The following is a 23,901-nucleotide window of genomic DNA, read 5'->3' on the forward strand; positions in this document are numbered from 1 at the left end:
GATCAGATCCGGTATCCGGAGCCGGGCACGGTCACGATGACCGGCGGCTCCCCCAGCTTGCGGCGCAGGGTCATCACGGTCACCCGCACCACGTTGGTGAACGGGTCCGTGTTCTCGTCCCAGGCCTTCTCCAGCAGCTGTTCCGCGGAGACGACCGCGCCCTCGCTGCGCATGAGCACCTCCAGGACGGCGAACTCCTTCGGCGCGAGCTGCACCTCCTTGCCCTCGCGGAAGACCTCGCGGCGGTTGGGGTCGAGCTTGATCCCGGCGCGCTCCAGAACGGGCGGCAGCGGCACGCTCGTACGCCGCCCGAGGGCGCGCACGCGGGCGATGAGCTCGCTGAACGCGAAGGGCTTGGGCAGGTAGTCGTCGGCGCCGATCTCCAGGCCCTCGACACGGTCGCTGACGTCGCCGGAGGCCGTGAGCATCAGTACGCGCGTGGGCATGCCGAGCTCGACGATCCTGCGGCAGACGTCGTCGCCGTGCACGAGCGGGAGGTCGCGGTCGAGGACGACCACGTCGTAGTCGTTGACGCCGATGCGCTCCAGGGCGGCCGCACCGTCGTACACGACGTCGACGGCCATGGCCTCCCGGCGCAGTCCGGTGGCCACCGCATCGGCGAGCAGTTGCTCGTCCTCGACGACGAGTACGCGCACGTCGCTTGTCCTTCCTCATGTCCCGCCCTTGGTCGGACGGCGCCTCAGGGCGCACTCGGGCAGGGGTACGGGTGGGTGTGTTGACCTCCATCCTGCCCTTTTCGGCCATAAGTCGGCTGTAAGGCGGGGAGCGGGAGGCGGGTGCGGGACCGGGGAACGTCCGGGCGAACGGGACGGGAATACAAGAATTTCTCGCGAGGTTAGGTTTCCCCGGAAGAGAGCTTGGGGAGGACGGGTTTTACATCCCACGATCACGCTCCGCACGTACCGCACCACCATGCGGTGCGCCGCAGTCCGCTTCCGCAGGGCGGGCGTGGATGTCCGGCACCGTCGCCGCCCGGCCGAGCGGCGCTGGGCATCCTTCTCGGACGCGATCGTCCCTTCCGAACGGCACACCCCCGTGCCACCGACCCACCGACCCAGGACGAGGGGGCGCAGCATGGACGCATTCACCGCAGGACTTCTGCAGCGCATAAAGGCGACCGAGTCCGATCTGTCGCGGGCCCGCGACGACGGCGACGACTTCCTCGTCGACGTGGAACAGGGCGAACTCGACGATCTGCGCCGCCTCGCCGCCGAGCACGGCGTGGAGGTCGGCGCGTACAGCGTCTGACCGGCGCGTACAGCGTCTGACCGGCTCGCACCGGAACGGGCCCCGGCGAATCCAGCGCCGGGGCCCGTTCTTTTCGTCCGTTCGCCCACGGGGTGCCTCAGCCGACGCGCGGGGGCGGTGGGCGTCGGCGTCCCGTCAGTCGTGCCACGCTCCCAAGTCCTCCAGGAGCCGCTGAAGCGGCTCGAAGACGCCCGGGGTCGCGGCGACCGCCAGGTCCCAGGACGGACGGTCTCCGGGGCGGCCGCCGGTCAGGGCGCCCGCCTCGCGGGCGATCAGGTCACCGGCCGCCAGGTCCCAGGGGTGCAGCCCGCGCTCGTAGTAGCCGTCCAGGCGTCCCGCCGCGAGGTCGCACAGCTCGATCGCGGCCGAGCCGCCCCGCCGGATGTCCCGCAGCAGCGGGATCATGCGCTGCGCCACGTCGGCCTGGTGGGCGCGGACCTCGGTGACGTAGTTGAAGCCGGTCGACACCAGGGCCTGGTCCAGGGGCGGCGAGGGACGGCAGGTCAGCCGCCGCTCCCCCTCCCAGGCACCGGTCGCCCAGGCGCCGCCGCCGCGCACCGCGTGGTACGCCTCACCGCGCATGGGGGCCGCCACCGCCCCGGCCACGGTCTCGCCGTCCTGCTCGGCGGCGATGGAGACGGCCCAGGTGGGCAGGCCGTACAGGTAGTTGACGGTGCCGTCGAGCGGGTCGATCACCCAGCGGATGCCGCTGCTGCCCTCGGTGGAGGCGCCCTCCTCGCCGAGGAAGCCGTCCTCCGGGCGGCGCTCGGCGATCAGCGTGGTGATCAGCTTCTCGGCCGCGATGTCCATCTCGGTGACGACGTCGATCGGGCTGGACTTGGTCGCGGCGACCGCGAGGTCGGCCGGGCGGCCGTCCCGCAGCAGCTCGCCCGCGCGGCGGGCGGCTTCCCGCGCGAGTTCCAGCAGTTCCGTGTGCAGGGGGTCGGTCACGGTGCTCCTCATGCGTAGGGGCTGTCGGCGCCCGCGGCGGCGGGGCGCGGGGCGCGGGCCGGGCAGCAGCCCACCGGGCACAGGTCGTGGCTCGCACCGAGCGTGCCCAGGGCGCACGGTGCGACGTCCTGCCCCCGCTCGGAGACTGCGCGTTCCAGGATCAGCTCGCGGACCGCGGCGGCGAACCGCGGGTCGGCGCCGACGGTCGCCGAGCGGCGCACCGGAAGGCCCAGCTCCGCCGCCTTGGCCGTGGCCTCGGTGTCGAGGTCGTAGATGACCTCCATGTGGTCGGAGACGAAGCCGATGGGGGCCATGACCACGGCCGGGACCCCGGCCGCGTGCCGCTCCTCGAGGTGGTCGCAGATGTCGGGCTCCAGCCAGGGGATGTGCGGGGCGCCGGAGCGGGACTGGTAGACGAGCTGCCAGGGGTGGTCGACGCCGGTGCGCTCGCGGACGGCGTCGGCGATCAGCCGGGCCACGTCCAGGTGCTGCCGGACGTACGCGCCGCCGTCGCCGTGCCCCTCCACCGGGCCGGAGGTGTCGGCGGCGGAGGTGGGGATGGAGTGGGTGCAGAAGGCGAGGTGCGCGCCGTCCCGGACCTCCTCGGGCAGGTCGGCGAGCGACCGCAGGACCCCGTCGATCATGGGCTCGACGAAGCCGGGGTGGTTGAAGTAGTGCCGCAGCTTGTCGATCTTCGGCAGCTCCAGCCCTTCCTCCTCCAGGGTCGCGAGCGCGTCGGCGAGGTTCTCGCGGTACTGGCGGCAGCCCGAGTACGAGGCGTAGGCGCTGGTGGCCAGGACGAGGACGCGGCGGCGGCCGTCGTGGACCATCTCGCGCAGGGTGTCGGTGAGGTAGGGCGCCCAGTTGCGGTTGCCCCAGTAGACGGGCAGGTCCAGGCCGTGGTCGGCGAAATCCTTGCGCAGCGCGTCCAGCAGGGCACGGTTCTGGTCGTTGATGGGGCTGACCCCGCCGAAGAGGAAGTAGTGCTGCCCGACTTCCTTCAGGCGTTCCTTGGGGATGCCGCGCCCGCGCGTCACGTTCTCCAGGAACGGGACCACGTCGTCCGGGCCTTCGGGACCACCGAAAGAGAGCAGGAGCAGGGCGTCATAGGGGCTGGCATCGAGCACGTCAGGCATGTCTCGATCCTGCCACCCGGCACCGGCGGGCGGGACGGGGCGGGGGGTGTCACCGGCCATGACGCGGAGTTCCGGGGTGTGTGAGGGTGCCCTGACCCGTAAGCTGTATCGACTGCGGTCGCACCTTACTGAGCCCCTTCGGAGATCCCGTGCCCAGCCCCTATCGCGCCCTGTTCGCCGCCCCCGGCAGCAGGGCCTTCTCCGCCGCGGGATTCCTCGGCCGGATGCCGTTGTCCATGATGGGCATCGGCGTGGTGACGATGATCTCCCAGCTCACCGGGCGGTACGGACTGGCCGGCGCGCTGTCGGCGACCATCGCGCTGGCCGCCGCCGTGGCGGGCCCGCAGGTCTCGCGCCTGGTGGACCAGTACGGGCAGCGGCGGGTGCTGCGCCCCGCGACGCTGGTCTCGCTCACCGCGGCGGCGGTGCTGCTGTTCGCCGCGCACTACGACTGGCCGGACTGGGTCCTGTTCGTCGCGTGCGTCGGCATCGGCTGCGTGCCGAGCGTCGGCTCGATGGTCCGGGCCCGCTGGGCCGCCCTGTACCGGGGCACCCCGAAGCTGCACACCGCGTACTCGTTCGAGTCCGTGGTGGACGAGATGTGCTTCATCTTCGGGCCGATCATCTCCATCGGGCTGTCCACGGCCTGGTTCCCGGAGGCCGGCCCGCTGCTCGCGGCCTGCTTCCTGGCGGCCGGCGTCTTCTGGCTGACCGCGCAGCGCGCCACCGAACCCGAGCCGCACCCGCGCGAGCACCGGGGCGGCGGCACGGCGCTGCGCGCCCCGGGTCTGCGGGTGCTGGTGGCGACGTTCGTGGCGACGGGGACGATCTTCGGTGCCGTGGACGTGGTCACCGTGGCGTTCGCCGAGGAGGAGGGGCACAAGGCCGCCGCGAGCGTGGTGCTCGCCGTGTACGCGCTGGGCTCCTGCGTGGCGGGCGTCGTGTTCGGGCTGCTGCACTTCACGGGGGCGCCGGAACGCCGTTGGTTCCTGGGCGTGTGCGGCATGGCCGTGAGTATGATCCCACTCCTACTGGTCGGGAACCTGCCGTTCCTGGCCGTGGCGCTGTTCGTTGCGGGCCTGTCCATCGCTCCGACGATGATCACGACGATGTCCCTCATCGAAGAGCACGTACCACGCGCGCAGCTCACCGAGGGCATGACCTGGGTGAGCACCGGGCTCGCGGTCGGGGTCGCACTCGGCTCCTCCGCGGCCGGCTGGGTGATCGACGCGGCCGGGGCGCGTGCCGGGTACGGGGTTCCGGCGGTGGCCGGCGCCGTCGCGGTCGCGGTCGGTTTCCTCGGGTACCGCCGGCTCAAGCGGCCGGCTCCGGGTCGGGGAGGCTCCGTTGGGCAGCACAGCGAGCACGGGGAACGGCACATGGTGTAACTGGGGCGGCAACATCTCCGCCCGTCCCGCGCGGGAGATCTCGCCCGCCTCCGTCGACGAGCTGGCCGCCGCCGTGCGCCGGGCCGCCGAGGACGGCATGCCGGTGAAGGCGGTCGGCACCGGCCACTCCTTCACCTCCATAGCGGCCACCGACGGCCTGTTGATCCACCCCCGTCTGCTGACCGGCATACGTCACGTCGACCGCGCGGCCGGCACGGTCACGGTGGAGGCCGGCACCCCGCTCAGGAGGCTGAACGTGGCCCTCGCGCGGGAGGGTCTGTCGCTGACCAACATGGGCGACATCATGGAGCAGACGGTCGCCGGGGCCACCAGTACGGGCACCCACGGCACGGGCCGTGACTCGGCCTCCGTCGCCGCCCAGATCCGGGGCCTGGAACTGGTCACCGCCGACGGTTCGGTGCTCACCTGCTCCGCGGAGGAGAACCCGGACGTCTTCGACGCCGCCCGGATCGGGCTCGGCGCCCTCGGCGTCGTCACCGCGATCACCTTCGCGGTGGAGCCGGTCTTCCTGCTCACGGCCCGCGAGGAACCGATGCCGTTCGACCGGGTCTGCGCTGAGTTCGACCAGCTGTACGCCGAGAACGAGCACTTCGAGTTCTACTGGTTCCCGCACACCGGCAACACCAACACCAAGCGCAACAACCGCAGCGCGGGCCCGGAGCGGCCGGTGCCGCGGCTCAAGGGCTGGTTCGAGGACGAGTTCCTCTCCAACGGCGTCTTCCAGGCGGCCAACTGGGTCGGCCGCGCGGTGCCCGCGACCGTTCCGGCCATCGCGCGGATCTCCAGCAGGGCGCTCTCCGCGCGGACGTACACCGACATCCCGTACAAGGTGTTCACCTCGCCGCGCCGGGTGCGCTTCGTGGAGATGGAGTACGCCGTTCCGCGCGAGGCCCTGGTGGAGACGCTGCGGGAGCTGAAGGCGATGGTCGACCGCTCGTCGCTGCGGGTCTGCTTCCCCGTCGAGGTGCGCACCGCGCCGGCCGACGACATCACGCTGTCCACCGCGTCCGGCCGGGACAGCGCCTACATCGCCGTCCACATGTTCAAGGGCACCCCCTGGCAGGGGTACTTCACCGCGGCCGAGCGCATCTTCACCGCGCACGAGGGGCGGCCCCACTGGGGGAAGGTCCACACGCGGGACGCGGAGTACCTCTCCCGGGCGTATCCGCGGTTCGGGGAGTTCACGGCGCTCCGGGACCGGCTCGATCCGGAACGTCGGTTCCGGAACGACTACTTGCGGAGGGTCCTGGGGTCGTAGAAGATTCGTCACGCGGCGTGCCAATCCACGCACGTGGCCCAAATGGAGTACTGTTGCGAGCCCTGGGCCCGGTCTCCCGTCAGGGTGCCCGCGGCCTTGAGGACCGCCGGAAGGGGGCTAGTTGCACAAGGTGACACGATTGGTCACTTAGCGTTGCGAACAGGTAACCGTGCCATAACGGCGATCCGGGGCCCGCGCCCGACACGCCGGGCAAATAGGCAAGGTTGTGGCAGGCTGCACCCGGGCAGGCCACACTCGACTAGCGGAAGCAGCGACGCACGTGACGTCGGCAGGCACCACCCGGGAGGTCCCCATGCCCGAACTGCGTGTCGTGGCCGTCTCGAATGACGGCACACGGCTTGTGCTGAAGGCTGCGGACAGCACGGAGTACACGCTTCCGATCGACGAACGGCTCCGCGCCGCCGTGCGCGGCGACCGTCCCCGCCTCGGCCAGATCGAGATCGAGGTGGAGAGCCATCTCCGCCCCCGTGACATCCAGGCGCGTATAAGAGCCGGTGCGACCGCGGAAGAGGTCGCCCAGATGGCCGGCATCCCCGTGGACCGCGTACGCCGCTTCGAGGGCCCCGTCCTCGCCGAGCGCGCGTTCATGGCCGAGCGCGCCCGCAAGACCCCCGTGCGCCGTCCCGGCGAGAACTCCGGCCCCCCGCTCGGTGAGGCGGTGCAGGAGCGGCTGCTGCTGCGCGGCGTCGAGAAGGACACCGTCCAGTGGGACTCCTGGCGTCGCGACGACGGCACCTGGGAGGTGCTGCTGGTCTACCGGGTCGTCGGCGAGCCGCACTCGGCGAGCTGGACGTACGACCCGCCCCGGCGGCTCGTCCAGGCCGTCGACGACGAGGCGCGCTCGCTGATCGGCGAGTCCGACGACCTCGCCGCGCCCGAGCCCAGCTTCCCGTTCGTGCCGCGCATCGCCCGGCTGCCGCGGGACCGCCCGCTCGACCGTCCCGGCGACCGCGAGCGGCCGAGCCTGCCCGCGCAGGCGTCCGAGCCCGACGAGGAGTCCCTGACCGTCACGGCATCGGGTGAACGGGACTCGCTGACCAGTCTGCTGGAGGCGGTGCCGAGCTTCCGGGGCGACCTGGTGGTGCCGGAGCGCGCGCCCGAGACCGCCCCCGAGGAGCCGGACCCCGAGCCCGAGGCGGAGGAGCCGCCGGCCCCCGCGGCCTCGGCCGGGGCCGCGTACGCGGACGTCCTCATGCCGCGTTCCGTCGGCAGCCACCGGGACCGGCTCATCGGCTCGACCGACCGTCAGGCCGAGGCCGACGGTGTCCGTCCGGGCCGCCGCGCGGCGGTGCCGAGCTGGGACGAGATCGTGTTCGGTACGCGCCGGAAGAAACAGGAGTAGCCCGTTCGGACGGTCCGCCTCCGCGGCCCGTTGACGAGAGGCCCACAGGTAAGGGGTGTCCACCATGGTGGGCGCCCCTTACGCGCCGCGGAACGGTCTACTGCAGGTCCGGTCCCACCGCGACCGGCCGCCCGGGGTCGGACGACCACTCCGACCAGGAACCGACGTACAGCGCCGCCGGGATGCCCGCGACCGCCAGCGCCAGTACCTCGTGCGCGCCGGAGACACCCGAGCCGCAGTACACGCCGACCGGTGAGCCCTGCGACACGCCCAGCTCCTCGAAGCGGGCGCCCAGTTCGTCCGCGGGCAGGAAGCGGCCGTCGGCGCCGACGTTCTCCGTCGTGGGCGCCGAGACCGCACCGGGGATGTGCCCGCCCACCCGGTCGATCGGCTCCACCTCACCGCGGTACCGCTCCCCCGCGCGGGCGTCCAGCAGCACCCCCGAACGCGCCAGCGCCGCCGCGCCGTCGGCGTCGAGCAGCCCGGCCGCCCCCGGCACCGGTACGAAGTCCCCCTCGGCCGGCCGCGGCACCGACGTCTCCAACGGCCCCTCCCAGGACGGCAACCCGCCGTCGAGGACCCGCACGTCCGGGTGACCCGTCCAGCGCAGCAGCCACCACGCGCGGGCGGCACCCCAGCCCAGACCCCCGTCGTACACGACCACCGGCCTCCGGGACGACACGCCCGCCCGCCGCATCGCGGCGCCGAACACCGCGAGGTCCGGCAGCGGATGGCGTCCGTGACCGCCCGGCGCGGACGCCAGTTCCTCGTCGAGGTCGACGAAGACGGCGCCGGGAAGGTGCCCGGCCTCGTACGCGGCCCGCCCGTCGAACGGCGGCTCACCGGTCGCCGTGGCCACGCTGAGCTGCCAGCGGACGTCGAGCAGCACCGGCGGGTTGGCGCCCGCCGACGCGTTCGCGAGTTCGGATGCGGAGATGATGGCGTTCATGGCCACCATCCTCGCGCACGGGGTGGCCGAGCCGCCCACGTCCGGCTACTCTGCTCGGCCGGACGACCCCGATCACAAGGCGTACCGGATCGGGCACGTGCTGTACAACCGATCGACTCCCGTCGGCGAGCGCGCCGAAGGGGACGGGGACCCGCACATCGGGCATCCTCCGGGAACAGGGCCCGCGCGGGAACGTGCACCGCGACGGACCGCGGCCGGCGCCCCGATCGGCACGGGCATCACCCGCGGACCGCACACGATGCGACCCCGCCGGGTCGAGGAGAGCACGGCCACCGCGCGGCGGCCGAGAAGAGAGTGACGATGACCGACGCACGGGGGAACGCCCGCCCGAACGGCGAGGCGCCCACCCGGCACACACCCGGCACACCCTGCTGGGTGAGCCTGACGGTGCACGGCCTGGAGGCGACCGAGGAGTTCTACGGGGCGCTGTTCGGCTGGGAGTTCCGCCCCGGACCCCGGCAACTCGGCCCGTACGTGCGTGCCCTGCTCGACGGGCGCGAGGTGGCCGGCATCGGCGTGCTGCCGCCGGGCCGTGATCTGCCGGTCGCCTGGACGCCCTACTTCGCCTCGGACGACGTGGACCTGACGGCGAACGCGGTGCGGTCGCGCGGCGGCACCGTCGGGGTGGGCCCGCTGGACGCCGCCGACTCCGGCCGGCTGGCGATCGGCTCCGACCCCTGCGGTGCCGTCTTCGGCGTCTGGCAGGCGGCCGCGAGCCCGGGCACCGCCGTCTCCGGCGTGCCCGGCACCCCCGCCTGGTACGAGCTGACGACCTTCGAGGCGGCCCGTACCGCCAAGTTCTACGAGACCGTGTTCGGTCACGACGAGGAACCGGCGGTCCCCGCCGACCCCGACCACGTCACCCTGCGTCTGGACGGACGCCCGGTGGCCGGCGTCCACGGGGTGGGCAGGGCCCTTCCCCGGGACCGGGGCCCGCACTGGACGACGTACTTCACCGTCGCCGGCACCGACGACGCGGTGGAGCGGGTACTCCGCCTGGGCGGCCGGCTCCTCGTCCCGCCCCACGAGGGCCCCCACGGCCGCGTCGCCGCGGTGGCGGATCCGGAGGGGGCACGGTTCGCGGTGGTGGAGGGCCCGCGCTGACGCGCGGGCCCTGCCCGCCCCCCGGCGGCTTCCGCGCGGCTTACTTGACGACGTACAGCGTCTTCGGCCAGCCGTAGCGCTTGGCCTTGGCGAAGAGGTCCTTGATGTCGGCCGGCTTCAGCTTGATGCAGCCGTTGGAGTAGTAGTCGCGCGTGCCGTCCCAGCGCTCGGACTCGATGGTGCCCTGCTTGCCGTTGGGCTTCATCTCGCTGTGCACGAACAGTTCCGTGCGCTTGGTGCCCTTGCTGCACTTCTTGTCGGACAGCTTGATGACGTAGCCGTTGATGATGCCGTCGAAGTTCGTGCGGTGGAACTCGATCTTGTACTTGCCGTTCTTCGTGTTGGTCCCGGGCAGCCATCCCTTGTTGGTGGCGCACTCGTTCTGGCTGCCGTTGCCGGAGCCGGCGCGGTACTTGGCGACGACCTTGTCCTTGGCGTTGGCGATGCTCTTCATCAGGTAGAGCTTGGAGTTGATCGGGTTGGACGTGTTCTTCTTGAAGTACAGGTAGTAGCTGCTCCCCGCCGCGTGGGCGTCGGGGGCGGTCGCGGTCGTGGTGACGGCCAGGCCGCCGACCAGGGCGGTGGTGAGGGCGAGCGGGGCGATCCGGGCGCGCAGACGGTGCGTGGACATGGGACGACTCCTTCTGTCGTGAACGGGTTCGGTGGCGGCGCCGCGTCCGGTCCACCCCCGTGGGTCCGGAACGCGGCGGCGGTACCGGAGTCTTGGCGGACGGATCCTGTCCGGCAAGGACTTGAGGTGTCCGGGACAGCGGGAGGACTGTCCGGCCTGGTCAACGGCTTTTCCCGGCTTCGCAGTTGGGCTGTCCGAGCGGCGCCGGACAAGAGTTGCCTACCGTGACGGGGGTGATGAGAATGACGGCATGGTGGTCTCGGAGGGCGTGAATCCCGCGGACGCGCGGACGGCACACGAGTACGTCGCTCTGCTGCGGGAGCTCAAGGAGCGCAGCGGACTGACCTACCGTCAACTGGAGCAGCGGGCCGCCGAACGCGACGAGGTGCTGGCGCGCAGCACCCTGGCCGACGTCCTGCGGCGGGACGCTCTGCCGCGCGCGGAGGTGGTCGCGGCGTTGGTCCGGGCGTGCGGCGCCGAGCGGGACGTGCCGGAGTGGCTGGCTGCCAGGGAGCGACTGGCTGCCGGGGAGGGCCCTGAGGCCGAGGGGACGGACCAGGGACCGGAATCCCCGGGCCGGCCGCCGAAGCCGGCGGGCGTCGGTCGCGGCAGGACCGCCCTGACCGCCACGGTCGCCTCCCTCGGCACGGTCGCCCTGCTCGCCGTCGGCGCGACGGTGCTGTTCGAGCAGGACGGCGGGAAACCCACCGGCGGCGCGGCGCACGGGGAGGCGACCACGAACCCGGCGGTCGCCCCCGGTCCGGCCGCCGGCTTCTCACGCGTCCGCCCGGCGCGCGCACCCGGGTTGTGCCTGACCGACGGGGAGGTCCGCGCGGACGGCGGCGGGGAGTCCAAACTGCTCGCGGTGCAGCGGCCGTGCGCGGAGGCCGTTCCTCCGCGCGTGTCCCTCCAGCGGGCGGACGACGGCCTGTACCAGATCCTGTTCCACCACCCGGTGCACGGCCCCGGCTGCCTCACCGTCCTGGGCGACGGCGCGTTCAAGAACACACTCGAACCCTGGACCGACTGCCGGGCGGGCGGGGTCACCCAGTGGTTCCGCGTCGAGCGGGCCGACGGCACCGACGGATGGCGGCTGCGGTCGGCACAGGACGACGCGCTGTGCGTGGGCGTCCGCGGGGATGCCGGGGAGGCGGGCGCGGCGGCCGCGGTGGAGCGCTGCGCGGAACGGGGCGGGGACGATCAGGTGTTCCTGATCGGGCGGGAATGACGGGGACCCGGTTGTCCTCTCGGCCCGCCGCCCCCGGGTGTCAGTGGTGGTCGGCGGTGGCGAAGTCGGGCAGTTCGGTGGAGAGCAGGTCGGCGGCGGCGCCGTCGAGGAGCCGGGCCGTCTCCGTGGAGCGGGGAAGCATGGTCTTCTCGTAAGCGCGGACGGCTTCGCCGACGGTGTCGTGGTGGACGAGGGCTAGGGCGAGTTCGCAGGCGTCCAGCAGGGCGAGGTTGACGCCGACGCCGAGCGGGGGCATGAGGTGGGCGGCGTCGCCGAGGAGGGTCACCGTGGGGTCGTGCTCCCAGGTGTGCGGGACGGGCAGGGCGAAGATCGGGCGGTCGACGTAAGGGCCGTCGTTGTCGGTGATCAGCCGGCGCAGGCGGGGTGACCAGTCGCGGTAGCGCTCCAGGAGGCGGGCGCGGATGCCGTCGGTGTCCTGCGGGGTGAGGCCGTCGGCGGTGATCCAGTCGGCCGGGACGCGCTGGATGAGGTAGACGCGGATGTGGTCGCCGCTGTTGCGCTGGGCGAACAGGCCGCGGTCGCCGTCGGCCGCGGCGGCGCCGCCCTGGCCGACGAGTTCGGCGATGTCGGGGTGCCGGGTCGTGACGTCGTGGAACCAGGCTTCCAGGAAGCTCACGCCGGTGTACTGAGGGGTGGCCGGGGAGACGACGCGGCGGACCGTGGACCAGGCGCCGTCGGCGCCGACGACGAGGTCGGCCTCGACGGTGGTGCCGTCGGTGAAGTGCAGCCGCCGAGGTCCTTCGGCGGGGCCGTCGACGGAGCGCAGGGTGTGGTTCCAGTGCACGGTGCCGGGCCGGAGCGAGCCGAGCAGCAGGTCGCGCAACTGGCCGCGGTCGATCTCCGGCTTGAACCGCTCGTCCGGCTCGGGGACGTGGTGGAAGAGGACCGTGCCGGCCGGGTCCAGCTGGCGCATCTCCTGCCCCTCGGGGCGGGCCAGCTCGAAGAACTCCTCCAGGAGGCCGGCTTCGCGCAGGGCGATCTGGCCGTTGTCGGCGTGCAGGTCGAGAGTGCCGCCCTGGTCACGGGCGTCGGGGCCGGCGTCGCGGTCGTGGACGGTGACGGCGATGCCGTGCCGCTGGAGGATGCGGGCGCAGGTCAGGCCGCCGGGGCCGGCGCCGATGACGGCGATGCGGGGTGCGGGAGTGGTGTGCACGGTGTGCTCCGTTCGTTGAGCGCGGTCCCGAGAGGGGAGAGAGCGGCCGGGCGGTGCCTCGCGGCCGCCGCCCCAGAAAAGCACACCGACTCAATAAGTGCAACAACTCAACTTTTGAAGCGAGTCAACCGGAGAGATAGGATGCCGGCATGCCCAGAACGACGACCGACACCGCGACAGGCCACTCCCCCGCACCCGTGGGGCGCCGCGAACGCAAGAAGGCCGCCACCCGCCGGGCCATCGCCGACGCCGCGCTGCGCCTGTTCCTGGAGCGCGGCTACGACGAGGTCGGCATCCGCGAGATCGCGGACGCCGCCGACGTGTCCACCACCACCCTGTTCAAGCACTTCCCGGTCAAGGAGGCCCTCGTCTTCGACGAGGAGACCGACCGGGAGACCCACCTGCTCGCGGCCGTCCGCGAGCGCCCCGAGGGCCGGTCCATCCCCGCCGCGCTGCGCGAACACGCCCTGACCACCCGCCTGGTCTCCGCCGACGGCGACGCCCGCTTCGCCGCCTTCACCGACCTGGTGACCCGCACTCCCGCCCTGCTCGACTACGGCCAGAAGATGTGGCTGCGCCACACCACCGCGCTCGCCCGGGTCATCGCCGAGGAGAGCGGCCGCCCCGCGGACGACCCCGCCTGCACCGCCCTGGCCCACTTCGCCCTCGAGGCCCCCCGCGCGGCCTACCCCCATGCCACCCCCCGCGAGGTCGTCGACCGGGCCTTCGACCTCCTGGAGGAGGGCTGGAACGCGCTCGTACGGAGCGAGGAGTGAGCGTGGATCCCGCCGCCCTTCCACCGCGGGGAGGGTGCCGGTTCGCCCTCCCCGACGATCAGGCGGTTCGCCCTCTGGCCTCACCGATCCGTCTGTCCAACTCGGCGTCCGATGCTGCCTGTTCGCGCACACCGGGGTCATAGCCGTTCCACTCCCGCAGAGCGGCGCGTACCTGCTCGTACTCCGCCCAGACGGTCTTGCCCGGGCCGTCCGGGCGCGGGTGCCAGTCCCAGCGGGTCGCGAGCTGTGACACGAGGAGCAGTCCGCGGCCGGTCTCGTCGGTGACGTCGGCCTCCTCCGCGACAGTGGGGCGGCGGGGGTGGCGTTCGGTGCGGGGGTCGGTGACCTCCACCCGCACGGTGCGGCCGTCGGGGGTCACCCGGAGGCGGAGGTGGAAGTCCCGGCCGGGGACGTGGCCGTGGCTCACGGCGTTCGCGGCGAGTTCGGCGACGATCAGCACGATCGCGTCGTGCGGGTCGGTGCCGTACGGGATGCCCCACGCGTCCAGGCGGACGGCCGCGAGGCGGCGAGCGAGACGGGCTCCGCGGGGTGTGGACGTGAAGCGCATCCCGAAGGTGCGGTCCGGTGGCGGGGGTGCCTTCAAGGGGGAGCAGGGGGTGGCAGGTTGGGTGGTGTCCGTGGGATTGATGGGTTTTGTCGTCACGCCTCTCACGGTCCCGTCGGTCGCGTAGCGTGACCAGTGGTGACGCAGCGACAGGGGGCGGCTGTACCCGAGGTGTACGCGCGTGTCGGAGCCGCGCGCCGTGACGGCGTCCCTTGCGGGGGCGTTGAGCGAGAGAAGGCGGTGGTGGACATGGCGGAGCGCGCGGGTGCGGAGGCCGGGGCCGAGGCGGTTCCCGGGGAGCGTGAGAACGACGGCAGTGGCGCGGGTGCGGCGGTCGTGAGTCTCGGGGACGGGTGGGAGAACGACGACGGGGCCGGGCGGCGGCCGGAGGACGAGGCCGGGTGGGGTGTCGTGGTCGCGTTCGGGCAGACCATGAAGACGCTGCGGGTACGGGAGGGGCTGGAGCGCGAGGAGTTCGGGCGGCGGCTCGGGTACTCGGCGTCCACCATCGCATCGTTCGAGCAGGGGCGGAGGATTCCGACACCGAGGACGATCGAGCGGGCGGATGAGGTGCTGGGGGCGGGTGGGTTGCTGTGCCTGTGGAAGGAGCAGGTGGAGCGGGCTCAGTATCCGGTGTTCTTTCAGGGGATGGCGGCCTTGGAGAAGGAAGCCGTTGAGCTGGTCGCCTACGACACCCTGGTGGTCAAAGGGCTGCTTCAGACAGAGGAGTACATGAGGGCGCTGCTCGCCATGAGGCGACCGCCCTTGGACGAGGAGACCATCGAGCAGCGAGTGACGGCACGCTTGGCCCGGCGGGACATCTTCGATCGTCGGCCCGCCCCGCTACTGAGTTTCGTACTCGATGAGGCAATCCTGCGGCGCCCTTACGGAGGAAAATCCGTGCTGCGCGGGCAGTTGGAGCACCTGCTGCTGATCGGGCAGAGGCGCAACGTCGAGATCCAGGTCATGCCAGTCGACCGCGAGGACAACGCCGGCGTGAACGGGCCGTTCACCGTTGTGACTCGGAAGGACGGCAAAAAGTTCGTGTACGCAGAGGCTCAAGGAATCGGCTCTCTACAGACCGACCCGGAGCAAGGGGTTCTGGCCGCCGCCCGCTATGGGATTATCCGATCACAGGCTCTCAGTCCGCGAGAGTCACTGGAGCTCATCGAAGGGTTGCTGGGATCGCTATGAACAACGCTGAGTCCTCGACCGTCGCCTCCGATCTCGCTTGGTTCAAGAGCAGCTACAGCGGAACCGAGGGCGGTGATTGTGTAGAGGTCGCGCCCGGTACAGCGGTTGTGCGCGTCCGGGACTCCAAGGCCGCCGCCGGGCCCATGCTCGTGGTGTCACGTGAGGCTTGGGCGGGTTTCGTCGGGCTGGCCTCCTCGGAGCGGCGCGTCTGACGCTCGTACGACCGTGAGGGCTCTGCCGGCCAAGGTCCAGGTCGGCAGGGCCCTCACGTTCAGCCCTCCGGAACCCCTTCTCGGACCACTCGTCGGCGAATTGCCCCCTCTGGCGGAGGACCAGGTCGATGGCCTCCTTCTGCCGGTCCTGTGGTCCAGGGGCGCTTGGTGATGCTGCCCGGCCGCCCGTCGGTCAGTGGGTGTCGGTGCGCTTCTCCAGGCGGGTGCCGTCGCGGAGGGTGATCGACATCAGGTCGCTGGGGGCGTCCAGTTCCAGGCGGTGCCAGCGGCCGCGGGGGACGATCGCGGCGGTGCCCGCCCGCAGCCGCACCATGTCCTCGGCCCCGCCGGGCGTGGTGGGACGGAAGTAGAGGCGGACACCGCCGGTCAGGCAGCACACCGCCTCCTCCGCCTCCGGGTGCATCTCCCAGTGGTCGGCGTGGACGTCGGTGTCGGTCTCCACGTGGAACGTGGCGATCTGCCAGGCGCCGGAGCCGCTGCCCGTCATCTGCCGTCCGGCGGCCCGGACATCGCCGTCGGGGTGGACGTGCAGCGCCGAGGTGAACAGGTCGATGGGGGCGGTCGTCATGACGAAGTTCCTTCCAGCCGGTTCGGTTCGGGAGTGGTGGGGCGCGGGACGGGAGTGACGGCCCGGCGGCGCGGCAGTACGCCGACGGCCACGACCGCCGCGAGCACGAAGACGGCGGCGGCGACGGCCAGGCCCAGGGCGTAGCCGTCGTTGAGCGCGGCGGGGTCGGCGGTCGTGCCGGTGTGGTGCGCGGCGATGGTGGCCAGGGCGGCCAGGCCGATGCAGCCGCCGAGTTGGCGGGAGCTGTTCATGAGGCCGCCGGCCATGCCGGCCTCACGCGGGGCGACGCCGGTGGTCGCGGCGGCGGCGACCGGCGCCAGGACCAGCCCGGCGCCGACGCTGGTGACGAGGGACGGGCCGAGTACGTCGGTGAGGAAGCTGCCGTCGGGGCTGATGAGGGCGAACCAGGCCAGGCCCGCGGCGGCCAGCAGGGCGCCGGGCACCAGGGACGCGCGGGGGGTGCGGGAGGCGGTGAGGCGGGTCGCGACGACGGTTCCCGCGACCAGGCCCAGGGAGAAGGGCAGAAATGCGATGCCGGTCGCCGCGGCTCCCATGCCCAGGACCTGCTGCATGTACAGGGAGACGAAGTAGAACGCCGTGAACTGCCCGGCCGCGGCCAGGAACACCAGCACGTTCGCGCCCGCGACCCAGCGGCTGCGCAGCAGGCCGAGGCGGAGCAGGGGTGCGGCGGCCCGCGCCTCGGCGAGGACGAAGGCGGCGAGCAGCACGGCCGCGGCGGCGAGGGTCGTCCACGTGGCCGGGGAGCCCCAGCCCAGGGTGTCGGTGCGGACGACACCGAGCACCAGCAGCCCGACTCCGCCCGTCGCCAGGACGGCGCCCCAGGTGTCCAGCCCTTCGCGCCGGGCGGGCGGGGTCCCGGCGGGCACCCCCGTGAGGACCAGCTCGAGAGCCACTACGACGATGGGCAGGTTGACCAGCATGATCCAGCGCCAGCCCGCGTACTCGGTCAGCAGGCCGCCCGCCAGGACGCCCAGCGCGCCGCCCGCGGCGTTCACCGCGCTCCACACCCCCAGCGCCCGGACGCGTCCGGGGCCTTCGGGAAAGGTGGTGGTGAGCATCGCCAGCGCGGCCGGCGCGGCCGCGGCGGCGCCCAGGCCCTGCCCGGCGCGCGCGGCGATCAGGTGCCAGGGGTCCTGGGCCAGCCCGCCCGCCAGCGAGCACAGCCCGAAGACGGTCAGCCCCAGCACGAACATCCGGCGCCGCCCGTACAGGTCACAGGCACGGCCCCCCAGCAGCAGGAACCCGCCGAACGTGAGCGCGTACACGTGCACGACCCACGACAGGTCGAGCGGCGCGAATCCCAGCGCCGTACGGATCGCGGGTAACGCGACGTTGACCACGGACATGTCCAGGGCGACGACGAACTGGGCGACGGCCGCCGCCGCCAGCACCACTCCGGGCCTCCCACGAGAGTTTTTATACATGTAAGAAAACTTAGCGCCGGGGTTCGCCGTTGTCGACACCTGGGGAATGATGGGGGCATGCCGCAACCGTCCGCACCGCGCAGAACCCCGGGCCGGCCTCCCCGCATCTCCCGCGAGGCGATCATCGGGACGGCCCGCCGGATCGTGGAGGAGGGAGGTGTGGACCGGCTGACCATGCGGCGGCTGGCCACGGAGGTCGGCAGTACGCCGATGGCGCTCTACCACCACGTCCGCGACAAGGAGGAACTGCTGGTCCTCCTGCTGGACGACTACGCCGCCCGGACCCTGCGCCGGCCGGAACTGCCCGCCGACCCCCGCGAGCGGGTCGTGGTGGCCGCCGCCGCGATCCACGAGGCGCTCGCCGCCTGCCCCTGGATCGTGGAGGTGCTGACCGCCGACGACCTGCTGTCCACCAGCGCGCTGTGGTTCGTCGAGCAGATCGTCGACGGCCTGGTCGGGTGCGGCCTCTCCCTCGACCGGGCCGTGCACGGCTACCGTGCGATCTGGTACTACACCGCCGGAGAGATCGTGGTCCGGACGACGGCGGCCCGGCGGCGCGCGGACGACGACCGCGCGACCTACCGGGAGCAGGTCTTCGCCGGTCTCGACCCGAGCGAACTGCCCCGCCTGGCACAGGCCGCGGACCGCTGGGCGCCGCTGACCGCCGAGGACACCTACCGGGACGGGCTCCGGGCCCTGGTGGACGGCCTCCTCGCCGGCCGCTGACGAGGCCTCACCGGCGATGTGTCCGGCCGTCGGTGCCACGCGAGCGGGGCGGACGGGCCCGTGACGCGGCTTCCGTGGGTCGTCTCCCTTTACGGGCGGTCCCCGCACCGGCGGGCCCGCGGCCGGCCACGCCGTCAGGCGGTGACCCGTACCGTCTCCACCCAGCCCGGGGGCTGCGGTGCGCCGTCGCCGATCAGGGCCGCGATCAGGCGGCAGGACGGGGTCTCGTCCGGCCAGGGGGTGAGTCCGTCGGTGAGGACGATGACGATCGAGGGGCGGTCGCGGGTCGCGAGGGCGGCGTCGATGCCGACGCGCATGTCCGTGCCGCCCCCGCCGCCGAGGGTGACCTGCTCGGTGGACGTCACCCGGGACACGGCGTGCACGTCGGCGTCGCAGGCGAGGACGGTGACGCGGTTGCCGCGCACGCCGACCTCGCGCAGCACGCCCGTGATCTCCCCCAGGGCGGCGGCGAGTTCCGCGTCACCCATCGAACCCGAGGTGTCGACGACGACGGCCACCCGGGGCAGCGGACGGCGCAGACTGGGCAGGACGACGCCGCGCAGCGCCGGGGTGCGGCGCGACGGGCGGCGGTAGGTGTAGTCGATGGCGCCCGCTGCCCACGCGGCGGCCTCCCGGACCGCGCCGGACAGGGCCTGCCGCCAGTCCACCGTGGGTTCCAGGAGCTCCTCGGCCCAGCGCTGCCAGCCGGCGGGCAGGGTGCCGCGGGCGCGCTGGTGGGCGCGCATCGCCTCGGCGGTGTGCCGGCGCAGCGCCTGGGCCTCGACGTCGCCGAGCGCGGCGGGGCCGGCGGATCCGGGAAGGTCCCAGGGGGCGGGACGGCCGTGGGCGCCCGATCCGCAGTCGTGTTCCCTTACGTGCGGGGGCAGTTGCGGTAGGTACGCCTCGAAAAGCTGCCCTTCGGGGAGGCCGAAGAGGCGGGGTTCGACGCGTCCGGCGGGCAGGCGCAGGCCGTCGGTGAGGAGGTCGTCGTTGATCTCGCAGTCCTGGGCGACGTTGACGCGGTACCGGTCGCGCTGGTCGGCGGCGGGGAGCCGGCCGGCCCGGCCGTGGTGGTCCCGCAGGAGGTGCGCCGCCTCGTGGATCCATACGCCCGCGAGTTCCTCCACGGGGGTCGCGTCGACGAAGGCGGGCGACACGTAGCAGCGCCAGTGTCGGTCCACGCCCATCGTCGGCACGTCGGAACTCGGTACGACGGTGAGGGCGTACAGGGCCGAGGCCAGGTAGGGGCGGTCGTTCGCGGCGCGGTAGCGGGCGGCGAGCAGTTTGGTCGTGTCCAGGTGGTTGCGGGCGGCGTCCGTCATGCTCGTGGGTCTCAGCGGCTGCCGGGCAGGGCCCCGGACATGTGCAGCAGGTCCAGGAAGCCGTCGATGCCGGGCGGTACGGGCCAGTCCAGACGGCGCATCGAGGCGAGGTCGGTGGCGGCGCGGGCGGCCACGTCCGGTACGCCCGCGTCCACGGCCTTGGCCAGGACCACCCAGCCGGCCTCCCAGCGCGGCCGGGTGAGGTCGCTCTGGATGGCGGCCACGACCGCGATCAGGAAGGCGAGTTGGCGGTCGCCGCGCTCGGGCAGGGCGAACGCGTCGGGGTCGGCGAGGACCCGCTCGGGGTCGGGCAGGTCGAGGTGTTCCAGGTACGACAGCAGTTCGATGCCCGCGCCGTCCCCGACGGCACCGGTGAGCGCGGCGGCCGTCGCCTCGCGGCCGGCGCCGGTCGCGTATCCGGTGGCGAGCAGCCGCAGCGCCATCTCCCAGGTGCGCGGGGACGGCCAGGAGCGGCCCCGGCTCTCGGCGTCGGCGGGGATGTGGTGGACCAGGCCGGGGCGGGCGGTGAGGAAACCGGAGACCGCGCCGCGGGCCCGTGCGACGGCACCGGGCACCTTGGCCGGATCGACCGCCGGAACAGCCACCTCCGGCCAGGTGCCGGCCATGCCGCGGGCGACCGTGGCCGGGTCGTGGGTCCAGTCGAGGTGGACGAAGCGGTTGGCGAGCGGCGGGCTGAGGTGCCAGCCGTCGGCGGCGCTGGACGGCGGGTTGGCGGCGGCGACGATGCGCACCGCGTCGGGCAGGACGAGGCTGCCGACCCGGCGTTCGAGGACGACCCGCAGCAGCGCGGCCTGCACGGCCGGGGGCGCGGAGGACAGTTCGTCGAAGAAGAGCAGGCCCTGTCCGGCGCGGGTGAGCCGGACCGCCCAGTCGGGCGGGGCCATCGGCACGCCGGTGGTGGCCGGGTCGTCGCCGACGATCGGCAGTCCCGCGAAGTCCGACGGCTCGTGCACGCTGGCGATGACCGTCTCCAGCGGGAGGCCGAGTCCGGCGGCGAGCTGCTCCAGGCCGGCGGACTTGCCGATGCCGGGTTCGCCCCACAGCAGGACGGGCTGGTTGGCCGTCACGGCCAGGGCGAGCGCCTCCAGTTGAGGGTTGGCGGCGGGTTCGGTGCGGTGCGCGCGCAGTCTGGCGACGAGGGCGTCCGCGGCGGCCAGCGGGGCCGGTGCGGTGCGGGAGGCGGAGTCGGTGCTCAAAACGGCGGTTCCTTGCTGTACGTGCCGAGTCCGGGATCGACGAGTCCGGGCTTGACGGGCTCGGGCTCGTCGAACTCGGACTCGTCGGGCTCAAACTCATCAGGCTCGACAGGCTCGTAGTCGTCCGCTTCCTCCTCGTGGCGGTCCATGTAGTCGTCCCACCACTCGGCCCCGAGTCCCGGGTGTTCCTCACGGACACGCTTCCGGAGGAAAGCCAGATCGGAGCGCTTGTAACGGCGGATGACCTGGGCCAGCGACAGCTCCATCTGGTCTTCCACGTCGATCCGGGCGCCGGCGGCGAGGAGTGCCTCCACCAGGGCCCGGGAGCCGCCGTCGTTGACCGCCACGAACAGCGGTGTGCGGTCCCGCCGGTCCCGTGCCTCCAGGTCGAGCCCCGCCGCGAGCAACCGGGGCAGCAGCGGCTCGTGGTCGAGGAGGTGCAGTACGTGGAGCAGCGAGCGTCCGGCAGCGTCGCGCACCCGGGGGTCCACGCCGGCGTCCAGGAGGTGGAGCACGCCGTGGGTGTCACCGTGCTGGGCGCGCAGGAACAGGTCCTGCCGCTGGGCGCGCAGCGCCTTCGGCAGCCGGCCGTCGCCGGACGCCCAGGTCTGCTCGACGGCGAAGCACCCGGCGACGGCGCCGCCGAACGCGCGCAGGGCGCGCTCGCGCTGCTGCTCCTCGTCGCTGTGCGGCATGCGGAGCAGACCGTCCGGGCGGAAGCCCACCTCGTGCCATTCACCCCGGCAGCGCACCCTGACGGGTGCGGGGACGTCGGGACCCGGCGGGCCGCCGGTCCCGTCGGCGACCCGGAGGTCGGGGAACAGCGCCTCGCGGACCAGCGGATGCAGGTGTTCCGGCTCCACTCCGCCGACGCGCAGCAGGTCGAGGTCGGGGAGCCTGCGCCAGAGCGCCTCGGCCAGGAAGGGCACGTTCTTGGCCTCCTCGCGGCCGGCCGCCCTCGCCCCGAGACCGGTGGCCGTCGGCTCCAGCAGGATGCGCGTGCGCCAGTCGCCGACGACGAGGAAGCGGTCGCCGACGCCCTCGTCCATCAGCCGGCGGACCTCCCGCTCCAGACGGGTGTGGTCGAGCGCGAGCCGGCCGATGAGCTCCGCCGGATCGGCCCGGTACCAGCCGGGGCCGGTCGGGGGCGTCAGGTCGAGTTCGATCCCGGCCGCGGTGAAGGCCGCCTCGACCTCGCCCTTCTGGTGCAGCAGGGTGACCCACTCGGCCCGGGCCGCCGCGTCGGCGGGGCCGGGATCGGCGGTGGGGAGTTCGTCCGTACGGCGCGGCCGGCCGTCGGCGTGGAAGAAGGGAGGCCGGTCGGTGCCGCCGCCGCACCGCGCGCGCAGTTCGGCGGTGTGCCGCGCGTCCCACAGGTGCCGGGCGTACCGCCAGTCCTCGGTCCGGCTCCCGAAGACGCCGGCGGTCTTCTCGTCCAGGACGGTGCGGAACCGCAGGGTGACCCGCTGCGGACCCTGCATCATCGCGGGCGTGGTGAGGTGCAGGTACGGCGTGGTGCGCGGGCGTTCGCCCTCCCGCACCGGCCGGTAGCGGGCGAGGACGACGGTCCGGTCGGTGTCGAGGGTGGTCCAGCCGCCCAGCACCCGGGGCAGGTGCCAGCGCACCAGGTCCGGGACCAGGTGGCGCAGGTCGTCCTCCAGGGCCTCGGCGACGTCGTCGCCGCAGTGCTCGGCGACCTCCGGCAGGTCGATGTCGACGTCCACGCCGGCCGCCGCGCACGCGCCACGCCAGTCACCGGCGGTACGGTGTTCCGTCGCGCGCTCGATCATCAGCCGGGGCACGGCGTACCGGCGGATCCGCCGCCAACTCGCCGCCTCCTCCGGTGGGAAACAGGGGAGTTCGGGGCGGCGGCTCACCGGTAGACACTTCCTATCGCGCGCAGGTCGGGGTGGGCCCCGGCCATGGGCCGCAGGCGCTGGGTGAAGGACCGCTTCACCTTCCGGGGCAGTCCCGGCCCCAGACCGACGTACTCCAGCGGTGAGCCGTCCGGCACCGCCGCCAGCAGGGACTTCGCGCCCCGCCCGGTGAGTCCGGTGTGGCACAGCTCCAGCCGACGCAGCGGGCTGCCTGGGAGGGCGGCGGCCAGGGCGTGGGCGCCTTCGTCGCCGGTGGCGTTGGCGGGGGCGCCGAGGCTCCGCTCCGACATCGGCCGTCCGAGGTCGAGCGTCTCGATGGCGCCCAGGGCGTCGGCGAGGGCGCGCGCCCCGGCGGGGCCGATGCCGTTGCCGCCCAGGCCGAGGCGTACCGGCCGTCCGGCGTCGGCGGCGGCTGCCGCGAGGACGGCGGCGCCTTCGTCGCCGAGGTGGTTGGCGGGCAGGTACAGCTCGCGCACGCCCGCCTCCCGGATCAGCGCCGCCAGCAGGCCGGCGGCGTCGGCGGTCAGTCCGTTCCCACCGAGGAAGAGGCGTTCCACCGGGTGCGGGCGGCCGGTGAGGGCGTCGAGCAGGGCGCGCAGGCCCTCGGTGGTGACACCGGTGTTGACCAGGTCGAGGGTGCGCAGCGCGGTGTTGCGGCGGAGCATCGCGGCGAGCGCCGCCACGCCGTCGTCGCCCACCGGGTTGCGCTTGAGCCACAGAGCGCGGACGGTGTCGTCCGCGGAGAGTACGCCGGCGAGGGCGGCGGCGCCTTCCGGGCCGACGCGGTTGCAGCCGAGGTAGAGCGTGTGCAGGCCGTGGCCGGCGGTGAGCGCGCGGGCGACCGTGGCCGCTCCTTCGTCACCGATGGCGTTGGTGCCGAGGAGTACGTGCCGGGCGTGCGGCGAGGCGGCGGCGACGGGCATCAGCCGGGCGGCGCCGGCCGCTCCGAGGCCCTGCTTGCACAGGTCGACGCGGCCGTCCGCGCGGAGGGTGCCGAGCGGGAACGTCTCGTCGGTGTCCACCGCCCGCGCCGACCCCAGCCGGGCCAGCAGCGGGTCCAAGCCGGCGGGGTCGCTGATAGGGATGTCCGGGTGCTCGATCGCCGGGCAGCGCACGGGTGTCGGCTGCGTCATCACCACTCCACCGGTCCATCGCCGGTGTCCGGCTCGCCGAGGGCGGCTCCGCCCTCCGCCCGCCCGGGACGGACCGACGCCAATCGACGTTCCTCCACGACAAGGGTGGCAAGGCCGGTCGGATTCGAACCGACGTCCTCCGGCTTGATGCGAGGGCGCGACGACCTCTGCGCTACGGCCTTGCCGTGGAAGATCATAGCGGGATCGACCACGTTGTCGATCACTTGTTTGAATGGGATCCTCTGCACGCGGCACGCCACCACCTCTCAACCGCCCACGAGGGCGACGAGCCCGATGCCGCTCCGCCTCGGTCCCTGTGTCGCGGTCCCTTCACGCCGCTGACCGTTCAGCG

General features: G+C 73.2%; 24 protein-coding genes and 1 tRNA gene. 11 read left to right on the top strand and 14 right to left on the bottom strand.

From position 1 onward, the window contains the following. Positions 1-2: 2 nt before the first annotated feature. A complete protein-coding gene (locus ACH5AO_RS10975) occupies positions 3-656 on the bottom strand; it encodes a response regulator transcription factor (RefSeq protein ID WP_266726523.1) in 654 nt (217 codons plus the stop codon). A 439-nt stretch (positions 657-1,095) separates the two neighbouring features. On the opposite strand from ACH5AO_RS10975, the gene ACH5AO_RS10980 reads away from it, so the two are divergent. After that, complete coding sequence (locus ACH5AO_RS10980) at positions 1,096-1,269, top strand: hypothetical protein (protein WP_167748545.1); 174 nt, start codon at positions 1,096-1,098, stop codon at positions 1,267-1,269. 135 nt (positions 1,270-1,404) lie between these two features. On the opposite strand, the gene ACH5AO_RS10985 is transcribed toward ACH5AO_RS10980, so the two are convergent. Beyond that, the gene (locus tag ACH5AO_RS10985) at positions 1,405-2,220 is read right to left on the bottom strand and encodes an inositol monophosphatase family protein (protein WP_398923933.1); all 816 of its coding nucleotides are present in this window, start codon (positions 2,218-2,220) and stop codon (positions 1,405-1,407) included. Positions 2,221-2,228: 8 nt separating this feature from the next. Continuing rightward, on the bottom strand, positions 2,229-3,356 hold the full coding sequence (locus ACH5AO_RS10990) for a ferrochelatase (protein WP_398923934.1): 1,128 nt from the start codon (positions 3,354-3,356) through the stop codon (positions 2,229-2,231). Between the two features lie 149 nt (positions 3,357-3,505). Here ACH5AO_RS10990 and ACH5AO_RS10995 point away from each other — a divergent pair, with 149 nt between their 5' ends. The 3 genes from ACH5AO_RS10995 to sepH all read left to right on the top strand — a co-directional run bounded on the left by ACH5AO_RS10995 (position 3,506) and on the right by sepH (position 7,386). Beyond that, positions 3,506-4,744, top strand: coding sequence for an MFS transporter (locus tag ACH5AO_RS10995; protein WP_398923935.1), 1,239 nt, complete (start codon positions 3,506-3,508; stop codon positions 4,742-4,744). Then, entirely contained in the window at positions 4,704-6,023 is a 1,320-nt protein-coding gene (locus ACH5AO_RS11000; protein ID WP_398923936.1) for a D-arabinono-1,4-lactone oxidase, read from the top strand. The genes ACH5AO_RS10995 and ACH5AO_RS11000 overlap by 41 nt, the downstream gene beginning before the upstream one ends. A gap of 313 nt (positions 6,024-6,336) precedes the next feature. After that, entirely contained in the window at positions 6,337-7,386 is a 1,050-nt protein-coding gene (sepH, locus tag ACH5AO_RS11005; RefSeq protein WP_398923937.1) for a septation protein SepH, read from the top strand. A gap of 97 nt (positions 7,387-7,483) precedes the next feature. On the opposite strand, the gene ACH5AO_RS11010 is transcribed toward sepH, so the two are convergent. Further along, a complete protein-coding gene (locus ACH5AO_RS11010) occupies positions 7,484-8,335 on the bottom strand; it encodes a sulfurtransferase (RefSeq protein WP_398923938.1) in 852 nt (283 codons plus the stop codon). On the opposite strand from ACH5AO_RS11010, the gene ACH5AO_RS11015 reads away from it, so the two are divergent. Further along, on the top strand, positions 8,334-8,654 hold the full coding sequence (locus ACH5AO_RS11015) for a hypothetical protein (RefSeq protein WP_398923939.1): 321 nt from the start codon (positions 8,334-8,336) through the stop codon (positions 8,652-8,654). The genes ACH5AO_RS11010 and ACH5AO_RS11015 overlap by 2 nt on opposite strands. Positions 8,655-8,656: 2 nt before the next feature. After that, entirely contained in the window at positions 8,657-9,460 is an 804-nt protein-coding gene (locus ACH5AO_RS11020; protein WP_398923940.1) for a VOC family protein, read from the top strand. Between the two features lie 40 nt (positions 9,461-9,500). Here ACH5AO_RS11020 and ACH5AO_RS11025 read toward each other — a convergent pair whose 3' ends face one another. Beyond that, entirely contained in the window at positions 9,501-10,091 is a 591-nt protein-coding gene (locus tag ACH5AO_RS11025; RefSeq protein ID WP_398923941.1) for a L,D-transpeptidase family protein, read from the bottom strand. A 250-nt stretch (positions 10,092-10,341) separates the two neighbouring features. Between ACH5AO_RS11025 and ACH5AO_RS11030 the strand changes: the two genes are divergently transcribed. Then, positions 10,342-11,319 carry a helix-turn-helix domain-containing protein gene (locus ACH5AO_RS11030; RefSeq protein ID WP_398923942.1) on the top strand — a complete coding sequence of 326 codons (978 nt, stop codon included), beginning with the start codon at positions 10,342-10,344 and terminating at the stop codon, positions 11,317-11,319. Positions 11,320-11,359: 40 nt separating this feature from the next. Here the strand turns inward: ACH5AO_RS11030 and ACH5AO_RS11035 are convergent, their stop codons facing one another. Next, positions 11,360-12,493, bottom strand: coding sequence for an FAD-dependent oxidoreductase (locus tag ACH5AO_RS11035; protein WP_398923943.1), 1,134 nt, complete (start codon positions 12,491-12,493; stop codon positions 11,360-11,362). Positions 12,494-12,642: 149 nt separating this feature from the next. On the opposite strand from ACH5AO_RS11035, the gene ACH5AO_RS11040 reads away from it, so the two are divergent. Next, positions 12,643-13,269, top strand: a complete 627-nt coding sequence (locus ACH5AO_RS11040) for a TetR/AcrR family transcriptional regulator (RefSeq protein WP_398923944.1) — start codon at positions 12,643-12,645, stop codon at positions 13,267-13,269. A 58-nt stretch (positions 13,270-13,327) separates the two neighbouring features. Here the strand turns inward: ACH5AO_RS11040 and ACH5AO_RS11045 are convergent, their stop codons facing one another. Then, entirely contained in the window at positions 13,328-13,933 is a 606-nt protein-coding gene (locus ACH5AO_RS11045; protein ID WP_398923945.1) for an ATP-binding protein, read from the bottom strand. Positions 13,934-14,083: 150 nt separating this feature from the next. Here ACH5AO_RS11045 and ACH5AO_RS11050 point away from each other — a divergent pair, with 150 nt between their 5' ends. Both ACH5AO_RS11050 and ACH5AO_RS11055 read left to right on the top strand, forming a co-directional pair. Then, complete coding sequence (locus ACH5AO_RS11050; RefSeq protein WP_398924052.1) at positions 14,084-15,028, top strand: helix-turn-helix domain-containing protein; 945 nt, start codon at positions 14,084-14,086, stop codon at positions 15,026-15,028. Continuing rightward, a complete protein-coding gene (locus tag ACH5AO_RS11055) occupies positions 15,025-15,240 on the top strand; it encodes a DUF397 domain-containing protein (protein WP_398923946.1) in 216 nt (71 codons plus the stop codon). The genes ACH5AO_RS11050 and ACH5AO_RS11055 overlap by 4 nt, the downstream gene beginning before the upstream one ends. Positions 15,241-15,433: 193 nt before the next feature. Here the strand turns inward: ACH5AO_RS11055 and ACH5AO_RS11060 are convergent, their stop codons facing one another. Both ACH5AO_RS11060 and ACH5AO_RS11065 read right to left on the bottom strand, forming a co-directional pair. After that, positions 15,434-15,829, bottom strand: coding sequence for a cupin (locus tag ACH5AO_RS11060; RefSeq protein WP_398923947.1), 396 nt, complete (start codon positions 15,827-15,829; stop codon positions 15,434-15,436). Next, positions 15,826-17,274: an MFS transporter gene (locus tag ACH5AO_RS11065; protein WP_398923948.1), complete on the bottom strand. Its 1,449-nt coding sequence runs from the start codon at positions 17,272-17,274 to the stop codon at positions 15,826-15,828. The genes ACH5AO_RS11060 and ACH5AO_RS11065 overlap by 4 nt, the downstream gene beginning before the upstream one ends. Positions 17,275-17,331: 57 nt before the next feature. On the opposite strand from ACH5AO_RS11065, the gene ACH5AO_RS11070 reads away from it, so the two are divergent. Next, a complete protein-coding gene (locus tag ACH5AO_RS11070; protein ID WP_398923949.1) occupies positions 17,332-18,000 on the top strand; it encodes a TetR/AcrR family transcriptional regulator in 669 nt (222 codons plus the stop codon). Between the two features lie 134 nt (positions 18,001-18,134). Here the strand turns inward: ACH5AO_RS11070 and ACH5AO_RS11075 are convergent, their stop codons facing one another. The 5 genes from ACH5AO_RS11075 to ACH5AO_RS11095 form a co-directional block, all read right to left on the bottom strand. Beyond that, positions 18,135-19,322, bottom strand: a complete 1,188-nt coding sequence (locus ACH5AO_RS11075) for a VWA-like domain-containing protein (RefSeq protein WP_398923950.1) — start codon at positions 19,320-19,322, stop codon at positions 18,135-18,137. 11 nt (positions 19,323-19,333) lie between these two features. Further along, positions 19,334-20,539, bottom strand: a complete 1,206-nt coding sequence (locus tag ACH5AO_RS11080) for an AAA family ATPase (protein WP_398923951.1) — start codon at positions 20,537-20,539, stop codon at positions 19,334-19,336. Then, positions 20,536-22,416, bottom strand: a complete 1,881-nt coding sequence (locus ACH5AO_RS11085) for an ankyrin repeat domain-containing protein (RefSeq protein WP_398923952.1) — start codon at positions 22,414-22,416, stop codon at positions 20,536-20,538. Before ACH5AO_RS11085 ends, ACH5AO_RS11080 begins: the two co-directional genes overlap by 4 nt. After that, positions 22,413-23,549 carry a gala protein gene (locus ACH5AO_RS11090; protein ID WP_398923953.1) on the bottom strand — a complete coding sequence of 379 codons (1,137 nt, stop codon included), beginning with the start codon at positions 23,547-23,549 and terminating at the stop codon, positions 22,413-22,415. The genes ACH5AO_RS11085 and ACH5AO_RS11090 overlap by 4 nt, the downstream gene beginning before the upstream one ends. Positions 23,550-23,655: 106 nt before the next feature. Further along, positions 23,656-23,731: transfer RNA gene (locus ACH5AO_RS11095), tRNA-OTHER, on the bottom strand. Positions 23,732-23,901 lie beyond the last annotated feature (170 nt).

This window comes from Streptomyces sp. NPDC018964, from assembly GCF_044390325.1.
Taxonomy (GTDB): domain Bacteria; phylum Actinomycetota; class Actinomycetes; order Streptomycetales; family Streptomycetaceae; genus Streptomyces.